The organism is Streptomyces tricolor, assembly GCF_002155905.1.
Classification (GTDB): domain Bacteria; phylum Actinomycetota; class Actinomycetes; order Streptomycetales; family Streptomycetaceae; genus Streptomyces; species Streptomyces tricolor.
In genome coordinates, this window is sequence record NZ_MUMF01000566.1 from 1 (window position 1) to 9,625 (window position 9,625).

The 9,625-nt window shown below is 74.3% G+C and carries 10 protein-coding genes; 5 read left to right on the forward strand and 5 right to left on the reverse strand.

The window, feature by feature from the left end; genetic code table 11:
* From CCN44_RS33665 to CCN44_RS33675, 3 genes are all read left to right on the forward strand, one after another.
* On the forward strand, positions 1–241 hold a 241-nt coding region (locus CCN44_RS33665), incomplete at its 5' end, for a WHG domain-containing protein (protein ID WP_208639891.1).
* A gap of 567 nt (positions 242–808) precedes the next feature.
* A complete protein-coding gene (locus CCN44_RS33670; RefSeq protein WP_086702082.1) occupies positions 809–2,029 on the forward strand; it encodes a sensor histidine kinase in 1,221 nt (406 codons plus the stop codon).
* Entirely contained in the window at positions 2,026–2,691 is a 666-nt protein-coding gene (locus CCN44_RS33675) for a response regulator (protein ID WP_059247821.1), read from the forward strand. The genes CCN44_RS33670 and CCN44_RS33675 overlap by 4 nt, the downstream gene beginning before the upstream one ends.
* Here CCN44_RS33675 and CCN44_RS33680 read toward each other — a convergent pair.
* Both CCN44_RS33680 and CCN44_RS33685 read right to left on the reverse strand, forming a co-directional pair.
* Complete coding sequence (locus CCN44_RS33680; protein WP_059247820.1) at positions 2,652–2,936, reverse strand: DUF6332 family protein; 285 nt, start codon at positions 2,934–2,936, stop codon at positions 2,652–2,654. The genes CCN44_RS33675 and CCN44_RS33680 overlap by 40 nt on opposite strands.
* A gap of 80 nt (positions 2,937–3,016) precedes the next feature.
* Positions 3,017–4,507 (reverse strand): MFS transporter, encoded by a 1,491-nt coding sequence (locus tag CCN44_RS33685; RefSeq protein WP_059247819.1) that lies wholly within the window; start codon positions 4,505–4,507, stop codon positions 3,017–3,019.
* An 85-nt stretch (positions 4,508–4,592) separates the two neighbouring features.
* Between CCN44_RS33685 and CCN44_RS33690 the strand changes: the two genes are divergently transcribed.
* Positions 4,593–4,994 carry a MarR family winged helix-turn-helix transcriptional regulator gene (locus CCN44_RS33690; RefSeq protein WP_059247818.1) on the forward strand — a complete coding sequence of 134 codons (402 nt, stop codon included), beginning with the start codon at positions 4,593–4,595 and terminating at the stop codon, positions 4,992–4,994.
* 28 nt (positions 4,995–5,022) lie between these two features.
* On the opposite strand, the gene CCN44_RS33695 is transcribed toward CCN44_RS33690, so the two are convergent.
* Positions 5,023–5,631 carry a maleylpyruvate isomerase N-terminal domain-containing protein gene (locus tag CCN44_RS33695; RefSeq protein ID WP_086702089.1) on the reverse strand — a complete coding sequence of 203 codons (609 nt, stop codon included), beginning with the start codon at positions 5,629–5,631 and terminating at the stop codon, positions 5,023–5,025.
* Between the two features lie 136 nt (positions 5,632–5,767).
* On the opposite strand from CCN44_RS33695, the gene CCN44_RS33700 reads away from it, so the two are divergent.
* Positions 5,768–6,661, forward strand: coding sequence for an AraC family transcriptional regulator (locus CCN44_RS33700; RefSeq protein ID WP_059247816.1), 894 nt, complete (start codon positions 5,768–5,770; stop codon positions 6,659–6,661).
* Between the two features lie 327 nt (positions 6,662–6,988).
* Here the strand turns inward: CCN44_RS33700 and CCN44_RS33705 are convergent, their stop codons facing one another.
* Both CCN44_RS33705 and CCN44_RS33710 read right to left on the reverse strand, forming a co-directional pair.
* Positions 6,989–8,350: a C1 family peptidase gene (locus CCN44_RS33705; protein WP_208639892.1), complete on the reverse strand. Its 1,362-nt coding sequence runs from the start codon at positions 8,348–8,350 to the stop codon at positions 6,989–6,991.
* Between the two features lie 143 nt (positions 8,351–8,493).
* The coding region (locus tag CCN44_RS33710) for an MFS transporter (RefSeq protein ID WP_086702091.1) at positions 8,494–9,625 on the reverse strand (1,132 nt) is incomplete at its 5' end.

A 9,625-nucleotide genomic window follows, 5' to 3' on the forward strand; every position in this document is an offset into this window, starting at 1 on the left:
CCTCGCCGCCCCCGCCCTCCCGGCCGACCTGCGCCCCGAGGCCGCGCGCATGGCCGCCGACCTCGCCCCCGACCTGCCGCCCGAGGCCGCGGCGGCACTGGTGGCGGCCTGGGCCCAGCTGTTCGGGCTGGTCGGATTCGAGCTGTTCGGGCAGTTCAACCGGGTGGTGGAGGACCGCGAGACCTTCTTCCGCCATGCGGCGGACCGCCTCGCCGAGAGCACGGGCCTGGGCGGGCCTTAGGCCGCGAACGGCTCTGCTACGCCGCGGGGCGGACTCCGGCCCTCGGCCGGTGCTGCCCGGTGTACGGCCCTTCGTGTGCGGTCCTCGGCTGGCTTGCCCGGTGTACGGCCTGGCTCGGGGCTCCGCGTACCGGCTCGGGCGGTGCCGAGCCGTGCGGGGTCCCTCGGCCGGGTTGCGCGGCGCACGGCGGTCCGGGGGTGCGCCGCGTACCGGCTCGCCGGGTCCCGGGCGGCGTGCGGTCGTCAGGCGGGTCGCGCCGTGTACGGGACCTGATCCGGGGCGCCCCCTACCGGCTCGGGCGGTGCCGAGCCGTGCGGGGTCCCTCGGCCGGGTTGCGCGGCGCACGGCGGTCCGGGGGTGCGCCGCGTACCGGCTCGCCCGGGCCCGAGCGGCGCGCCACCGACCGGTTTCTCCCGGCGGGGTGCCCCCGATCCGGGCCCTCGCGTCGCATCGCCCGGCGCGGGCGCGGAGTCGTCCGCGGTCCCGGCGCGTACTCCCCGGGGAGTACGTGTGATCACCTCGTCCGGCTGACGTCGTCGCCGCGCGTCGGCGTCTAGCGTGGCCCGCATGGAAGAGCAGCGCGGCGGTGGTCCCTCGCACGGGTGGCGGCACGGGCCCGCGTGGTGGGACCTCCCGGACGACCCCGAGGCGCGCCGCGCTCGCCTGCCGTGGCGGTCCACCGCGCTGGTCACCGCGTTCGTGCTGGTCGGCAGCGTCTTCGCCGCGCGCGGCCAGTCGGACCGGGTGCCGCTCGACGGCCCCGCCCGCGTGCTGCTGCTCGCCGCCTCCGTCCCGCTGCTGTGGCGGCACCGCCACCCGGTGGCCGTGGTCCACGGCACCGCGGCGGCGGCCCTGGCCTATCTGGCCCTCGGCTACCCCTACGGGCCGGTCTTCCTGGCCGTCGCGGTCGGCTGCTTCGGCGCGGTCGTCGCCGGCCACCGCCGGGCCGCCTGGACGGCGATCGGGCTGCTGTGGGCCGGACACGTCCTGGTCGCCCTCTGGCTGTACCACTGGCTGCCGCCCACCGGGGACCGGGGCGCGGGACTCGGTCAGGAGATCGTCGTCGCCACCTGGGTGCTGGCCGTCGCCGCCCTCTCCGAGCTGGCCCGGCTGCGGCGCGAACAGTGGGTGCGGGAACGCGCGGACCGCGCCGCGGCGGCGCGCCGCCGCGCGGACGAGGAGCGGCTGCGCATCGCCCGCGAGCTGCACGACGTCCTCGCGCACAGCATCTCCGTCATCAACGTCCAGGCGAGCATGGGACTCGCGCTGCTCGACAGCGACCCGGAGCAGGCCCGGTCGGCGCTCACCACCATCAAGGCCGCCAGCAAGGAGGCGCTCGGCGAGGTGCGCCAGGTCCTCGGCACCCTGCGCGCTCCGGGCGCCGCCCCGCGCGCCCCCGCGCCCGGCCTGGACCGGCTGCCGGAGCTGGTGCAGCAGGCCGCGGCGGCCGGCCTGACCGTCGAGACCGAGGGCGAGCCGCCCCGGCTGCCGCCCGGCGCCGACCTGGCGGCGTTCCGCATCCTCCAGGAGGCCCTCACCAACGTCGTACGGCACTCCGGTTCGCGGCACGCGCGCGTGCGCTTCGGATACGGGGACGGCGCGCTGCGGCTGCGGATCGACGACGACGGTCCGGCGACCGGCGCGGACGCCGGGGGCAGCGGGAACGGGTTGGCCGGCATGCGGGAGCGGGCCGCCGCGCTGGGTGGCACCATCGAGGCGGGCCCGCGCCCCGACGGCGGCTTCCGGGTGCTCGCCGTCCTGCCGTCGGACCTCAGGGAGGACCAGTGATCCGGGTGCTGCTCGCCGACGACCAGTCGCTGGTGCGGGCCGGTTTCAGGGCGCTGCTCGACGCGCAGCCGGACATCGAGGTGGTCGGGGAGGCCGCCGACGGCGAGGAGGCGGTGCGCCGGGTGCGGGAGCTGCGGCCGGACGTGGTCCTCATGGACATCCGCATGCCGCTGCTGGACGGCCTGGCCGCGACCCGGCGCATCGCCTCCGCGGTGGAGTCGGCGGACGTGAAGGTGGTCATGCTCACCACCTTCGAACTGGACGAGTACGTCTTCGAGGCGATCCGCGCGGGCGCCTCCGGGTTCCTGGTGAAGGACACCGAGCCGGAGGAACTCCTGCGCGCCGTACGGGCGGTGGTCGCCGGGGACGCGCTGCTGTCGCCCGGTGTCACCCGTCGGCTGATCGCCGAGTTCGCGGCCCGCTCCAAGGAGCCCGCGGCGGCGGACGCGCTGTCCCGGCTCACCGAACGGGAGCGGGAGGTGATGGCGCTGGTCGGCATCGGCCTGTCCAACGAGGAGATCGCCCGCCGCCTGGTGGTCAGCCCGCTCACCGCCAAGACCCATGTGAGCCGGACCATGGTGAAGCTGGGCGCCCGGGACCGCGCCCAACTAGTCGTCCTCGCCTACGAGTCGGGGTTGGTGCGACCGGGCTGGCTGGGCTGAGCCGTCCGCCGGAAGCGCACCAGCACGCTGACCACGCGGGCCGTGAACACCACCGGCGCGATCACCGTGCCGAGCCGCAGCAGGCTCGTGGACAGCAGATCGGGGAGGTCGAAGAGGAGCGCGGGCCCGGCCACGGCCCCGAACAGCACGGCCGCCGCGAACGCGGCGCTGACCAGTGCGTACCCGATCTCGACCGTCGCCGCGTCCTGCTCCGCCTTGGTCCGGCGTCCCCCGTATGCGTACATTCCGTCAGTTTCACAGGCGTGCGCCCGGCGGGGCAAGCGATCCCCGCCGGGCGCACGTGTGGAGGCGTCCCCCGGTTCCTCTAGTCGCGGACCGGTACGCGGTCCGCGACCGCCTCCTTCACGGTGGACTTGGCGACCACGACGGACCGTCGCGGACGGGGCCGGCGCAGTCCGGAGAGCGACAGCAGCAGTCCCACGACGGCGATGACGGCGACGACGACCAGGCCGGGCCGGTAGCTGTCCAGGACGGCCTGCGGGGTGGCCTTCTCGGGAGCGTGCGCGGTCACCACCGCCGTCACGACGGCCAGGAAGAGCGCACCGCCCACCTGCACCGAGGTGTTCAGCAGGCCGGAGACCATGCCCTGTTCGTGCTCGTCCACGCCGTTGGTGGCCTGGACGTTGAGCGACGGGAAGGTCAGCGCGAAGCCCGAGCCGACCAGCAGCATGGTCGGCAGGATCACGGCCGCGTAGACCGGGTGCAGGTCGACGCGGAGGAACAGCACGTATCCGGCCGCCAGCAGGACGAAGCCGAGCACGATCAGCCGTGCGGTGCCGAACCGGTCGATGACGGCCCCGACCTTGGTCGCGGAGAGCGCCACCAGCGCGCCCGCCGGCAGGAACGCCAGCGCCGTGTGCAGGGCCGACCAGCCCAGCACCTGCTGCATGTAGAGCGTGACCAGGAACTGGAACCCCGTGTAGCTGCCGACGAACGTCAACGCGCCCAGCTGGGCCCGGACCTGCGGCCCGGAGCGCAGCACCCCGAGCCGGATCAGCGGGCTCGGGCTGCGCCGCTCGACGAGCACGAAGGCCACCAGCATGACGGCCACGGCGGCGAAGGACAGCAGCGTCCGGGCCGAGGCCCAGCCGGTCTCGGGCGCCTCGACGACGGTGAACACCAGCAGCAGCATCGAGGCGGTGCCGAGGACGGCGCCCGGGATGTCGTAGCCGCCGTGGTCGCGTTCGCGCTCGCTGCGCGGCAGCAGCTTCATGCCCACGAGCAGGGCGAGCAGCGCGACGGGCGCGGGCAGCAGCATGGTGAACCGCCAGCTGGCCTCGGTGAGCAGGCCGGAGAAGACCAGGCCCATGGAGTAACCGGCGGCGGCGCAGGTGGTGTAGATCGACAGGGCCCGGTTGCGCAGCGGGCCCTCCGGGAAGGTCGTGGTGATGATCGACAGGCCCGCCGGTGCGGTGAAGGCCGCGCTGAGGCCCTTGACGAAGCGGCTGGCGATCAGCAGCGGGCCGGAGTCCACCAGCCCGCCGAGCAGCGAGGCGAGCGCGAAGACGCCGAGCGCCACCAGGAACACCTGGCGCCGGCCGAGCAGGTCGGCGGTCCGGCCACCGAGGAGCAGCAGGCCGCCGTAACCCAGGATGTAGCCGCTGACGACCCACTGGAGGGTCGACGTGGACAGGCCGAGATCGGCGCCGATGGAGGGCAGCGCGACGCCGACCATCGACACGTCCAGCGCGTCCAGGAACATCGCGGCGCACAGCACGAGCAGGGTGCCCCACAGCCGGGGGGTCCAGCGGACCGCCGGGGACGGGGCCGTGGAGGTGGTGAGCGGAGAGGTCATGCCCAGGAGACTACATGCGTATGCATCGAATGCAAGCGCATTTAATTACGATGCAATGAACTCTCTTCTCTGCTACGGTGCGGTCATGGCGGCGAAGAAGCAGCCCGAACAGGCGCTCGCGGAGCAGTGGCGGGACATCCTGGCCCTGCACGCCCGCACCCAGTGCGAACTGGACCGGGCACTGCACGGGCACGGCCTGTGCGCGAGCGACTTCGAGGTTCTCGACCTGCTGGCCGAGAGCGCTGCGGCGGACGGCGGCTGCGCCTACCGGGTCCAGGAGATCTCCGACCGGGTCCACCTCAGCCAGAGCGCCCTGTCCCGGCTCATCGGCCGGCTGGAGAAGGACGGCCTGGTCGAGCGGGCCATGTGCCCGGAGGACCGGCGCGGGGTGCGGGTGGCGCTCACCGCGAAGGGGCGCGCGCTGCACGGCGAGGTACGGCCGGTGCAGCGCGCGGTGCTGGCCCGGATGCTGGCCGACGCCGGCTGACCGGGCGTCAGATCCCCGAGCGCTCCCGTCACAGGGCCGCGAGCGGCGGGTCGCCGGTCACCCGCGGCACCGCCGTCCGGTTCCGCAGCGCCAGGTACAACTGGTCGGCGGGGCCCGGCAGTTCGGCCTCGGCCGGTCCCTCCTCGCCCCGTACCGTCACCGGCGGCTCGGCCGTGAGCCGTACGGTCCACACCGCGTCCGCCCCCGCGCCCGCGCCCACCGCGTGCACCCGCAGCACGTGCGGCTCCGCGCTGCGCAGCCGGCTGCGGGAGCGGGCGTGGAAACCACGCAGCAGTTCGTCGAGGCCGTCCACCGCGAGATCCGGCGCGATCGGGGACGGCGTTCCGCCGTGCGCCGTCTCGGCGTCATAACGGTGCACGGTCGTCTCGTGCGCCTGCCGCCGGGGCCAGAACGCCGGCGGCGTCAGCTCGGCATCGGCCGGCTCCGGCGGGTCGCCGAGGGGCCGGTGGGCGGTGTGCGCGTCGGCGACGAAGGCGGCGGCCCATCGGCGCACCGTGCCCGTGTGCCCCACCTGGTCGCGCACCCGCCACTCCGGGCAGGTCGGCACCACGGCGTCGGCCCCCGCCGGCAACTGACCCTCGCCGTCCAGGAGCTCAAGGAAGTCGGCAGTCTCCATGCGGACGACTCTGCCGGATGGAGTGCGCTCCAGCGGGCCTGGTTCCTCCACCCGACCCGATCGGGCACAGGATGTCGGGTCCGGCGGGGTGCCCGCTGCCTAGCGTGGTGAGCGCGAAAGAGGAAGGAGACCGGGAGTGCTGGAGCGGCTCAACCAGACCCTGGAGCACATCGAGCGCCGCCTCGACCGGGAGATCCACGTGGCCGAGCTGGCGCGCATCGCGGCCACCTCGGAGTACCACCTGCGCCGGATGTTCTCCGCGCTCGCGGGGATGCCGCTGTCGGAGTACATCCGGCGTCGGCGGCTCACGGTCGCGGGTGCCGAGGTGCTCGCGGGGCGTGAGCCGCTGCTGGACATCGCGGTGCGCTACGGCTACGGCTCGGGCGAGGCGTTCGCCCGGGCGTTCCGCGCGATGCACGGGGTCGGGCCGGGCGAGGCCCGGCGCACCGGCGCCGCGCTCGTCTCCCAGCCCCGGCTGACCTTCCGCCTCACCGTCGAAGGGAGCAGCAGCATGCGTTATCGCGTCGTGGACAGGCCCGACTTCACCGTCGTCGGCCTCAAGGCCCGGGTGCCACTGGTGCACGCGGGGCCGAACCAGGCGATCATCGACTTCGTCCGCGGGATCGACCCGCAGACCCTGCGCAGTCTGGAGGAGCTGGCGGACCAGGAGCCCGAGGGCATCGTCGCGGTCTGCGACGACCTGGACCCGAGCCGGGCCGAAGGCACCGAACTCGACTACTACCACGGGGTGATCACCTCGGCGGCGGCCCCCGAGGGCACCACGGCCCTCCCGGTCCCGGCCGGCGCCTGGGCGGTCTTCACGACCTCCGGGCCGGCTCCGCGGGCCATCCAGGAGCTGTGGCGGGACGTGTTCACGGAGTGGTTCCCGTCCACCCCGTACCGCAGCCGCCCCGGCCCCGAGATACTGCGCACCCGCCTGTCGGCGGACGGGACCGAGGCCGACGCCGAGCTGTGGCTCCCGGTGGAGCGGGAGCAGGGCGGAACGGGGCACCGAGCCGACGGCGCCTGACGGACGGGGCGCTTCGGCCGACCGGAGCGGCCGACCGGCACGGCCGACCGGAGCGGCCGGCCGAAGCACCCCCGCCGTCACCGGGTCACCGGACGCTCACCCCTGCTGCCCCCACCCTGCCGGCCGTCCCCGCCGGTGTCCTGCGGCTGCCCGACCGCGCCAGGAGCACACCGCCGATCACGAACACCGGCCCGACGCCGGCGGCGGCCAGTCCCGTCAGCCACACCTCCTGCGCCAACGGCAGGTGCTTGTCTTCGAGGTGCCGTCCGGAGCCGCGCGGTGCTGCTTGCCCCGGTACGCCACCGGTCGGTCTCGTCCTACGGGTCCTCAGTCCGCGAGGGCGCCCATCGGGTCCCAGGCGGGGAGGACGATCGGCGGCCGGTCGAGGGCGGCGGCGAGCTCCGGCGGCAGCGCGGAGCGCCGGACGGCGATCTCGAAGACATGCTCGCCGAACCACGAGTCGTTCATGGTCCAGAAGCCCTTGTCCGCCCTCTCCTCGCCCCAGCTGTTCTCCACCCGCCACCGGCGTGGGCTCCCGTCCACCACGTCGACGCCGGTGAACAGCATCGCGTGGGTCATCTGCGTGTCGTGGTGCAGCAGCCGGGCGGCCTTGTCCATGGTGAAGGGGGCGTCATAGACGGCCGCGTAGTCGAAGAGCGCGGCGTCCCAGACGCCGGCGTCCGCGCGCATCATCTTGGCCACGTCACAGCCGAACCACACCGGCTCGCCGCCGATCACCGTCTCCATCGCCAGCCGCTTCAGCAGCTCCATCGGCGCGTTGAGATAGACCACCGGCGGGGCGTCCACGACGTTGCCGAGGTACTCGACGGTGAACGTGCGGCCCATCGGGCTGGACTCGCGCGGGTCGTGCACCAGGCAGACGTACTCGTCCAGCGGGAGCCGCACGTACGCGGCGGCGAACTCCGCCGGGGTGAGCCAGCCGTCGCGGTGGAACTCCTTGTTCCTGTCCTCCCACTGCCACAGGAACCGCTGCGGCGGCGTGCCCAGGTGGATGCTGAGCACCCGGTGCACGGCGGCCAGCACCTCCCGCTTGTGCCCCCGCTGCGCTGCGACCCCCTCGGCGGCCAGTCCGCGCAGATCGCGGGCGCCCTGGCGGAGCAGGGTCTTCAGGGCCCGGTTCATCGCCCGGGTCGAGGAGGAACTCTCGGTCTCCGGCATCGCCGACTTCGGCACCAGGCCGTGCTTGTCGACCAGGGCCACGAACATGTTCCACTGTCCGCCGTCACCGATCGGGCCCGCCAGCAGGTGCGCCACCGTGCGGTCGTCCAGCTCCCGGTCCGAGGTGTCGATGATCGCCTCGAGGAAGTAGTTCGCCCGCTCGAACTTGTCCCACCAGAGCAGGTAGTTCTGCGAGAACTCGAAGTCCTTCACGCCCAGCTTCCGCGCCGCGCCGACCCGGAGCAGGTTGAGCCCGGCGAACATCCAGCAACGCCCGCTCTGCTTCTGATCGGTGACCTTCCAGTCGTCCAGGTGGTGGGAGACCGAGTGGTCGATACCGGTGAGCACGCGCCGGTCCAGGGCCACGTCGTCCACGGGTGTCCGGGTGACCGCGTTCTGCATCAGCCGGTTGGCGGGGCGGGCGGCGAACTCCTTCTCGAAGACCTCGATCTGGTCCGGGGTCAGGCCGCGGTCCATGGCCTGGCGGGAGGCGTCGCGTCCGAAGCTCACAGCGGTCTTCCTCCGGTTCCCGGGAGTTCTCGACAGGAGCGCTCCCTCACCGTCGCACGGCGGTTCGACCACCGTCAACGGAGCGTCGAGGGGCGTCCGAGGGGCGCGGTCACCACCGCGACGTGCGCCGCCCGGTCGGCGCGTCAGCCGCCCAGCGCCCGTCGCGTCGATGCCCCGATGACGGCGGCGACGGCGGCCAGCACGGCCACGCTGGTGAGCGCGGCGGACAGGGAGAACCAGTCGGCCATGAAACCGATCGCGGGCGGTCCGAGGAGCATGCCGCCGTAGCCCAGGGTGGAGGCGACGGCGACGCCGGACGGGCCGGCCAGCGCGCCCGCGCGCTCCACGGCGACCGGGAAGAGGTTGGCGAGCCCGATCCCGGTGACCGCGAAGCCGATCAGCGCCGCCCACACGGAGGGCGCGAGCGAGCCGAGCAGCATGCCGGCCGCGGCGACGGTGCCGCCGGTGATCACGGTCCGGGCCCGGCCGAGGCGGGACAGCAGCGCCGTGCCGGTCAGCCGGCCGACGGTCATGGCGAGCGCGAAGCACGCGTACCCGGCGGCTGCGACGCCGGGGGAGGCCGCGAGGTCCTGCTGGAGATGGAGCGCGCCCCAGTCGGCCATCGCCCCCTCGCCGTAGGCCGTGCACAGCGCGACCAGCCCGAGGACGACGACCAGCCCGCGCCCGCCCGTCCGGCCTGCCGCCCCGCCGTCCTGCTCCGCCGCCGAGGCGGGCGTCCGCTCCGGCGGCACCGGCGGTTCCTGGCGCAGCAGGGTCCGCCCGGCGACGGCCGTGACGAGCAGCCCGATCACGGTGAGCCCCAGCAGATGGCGGGTGGGGGAGAGCACACCGGCGACGAGCCCGCCGAGCCCCGCGCCGACCATGCCGCCCAGGCTGAACGCGGCGTGGAAGCTGGGCATGATCGGCCTGCGCAGCGCGGCGACCAGGTCGACGGCGGCGCTGTTGAAGGCGACGTTGACCCCGCCGTAGGCCGCCCCGAACAGCAGCAGTACGGCACCCAGCACCGGTGCCGAGCGGGTGAGCGGGGGCAGCGCGACACTGAGCGCGAGCACGACCATGCAGACCACGGTCACCGGATGACTGCCGTAGCGCCGGCACAGCCGGCCGGTCAGCGTCATGGTGAGCACGGCCCCCGCGGACACCCCGAGCAGCGCGAGCCCGAGCGCGCCGGCGGAGGCGTGCGTCTGGTGCTTGATGTCGGGGATGCGCACGACCCACCCCGCGAAGAGGAAGCCGTCCAGCGCGAAGAAGGCG

Bases quoted from the DNA above. Each gene is read 5' to 3' on its own strand.
- CCN44_RS33670 (WP_086702082.1), top strand. From the start codon at position 809: ATGGAAGAGCAGCGCGGCGGTGGTCCCTCGCACGGGTGGCGGCACGGG.
- CCN44_RS33680 (WP_059247820.1), bottom strand. From the start codon at position 2,936: ATGTACGCATACGGGGGACGCCGGACCAAGGCGGAGCAGGACGCGGCG.
- CCN44_RS33685 (WP_059247819.1), bottom strand. From the start codon at position 4,507: ATGACCTCTCCGCTCACCACCTCCACGGCCCCGTCCCCGGCGGTCCGC.
- CCN44_RS33690 (WP_059247818.1), top strand. From the start codon at position 4,593: ATGGCGGCGAAGAAGCAGCCCGAACAGGCGCTCGCGGAGCAGTGGCGG.
- CCN44_RS33695 (WP_086702089.1), bottom strand. From the start codon at position 5,631: ATGGAGACTGCCGACTTCCTTGAGCTCCTGGACGGCGAGGGTCAGTTG.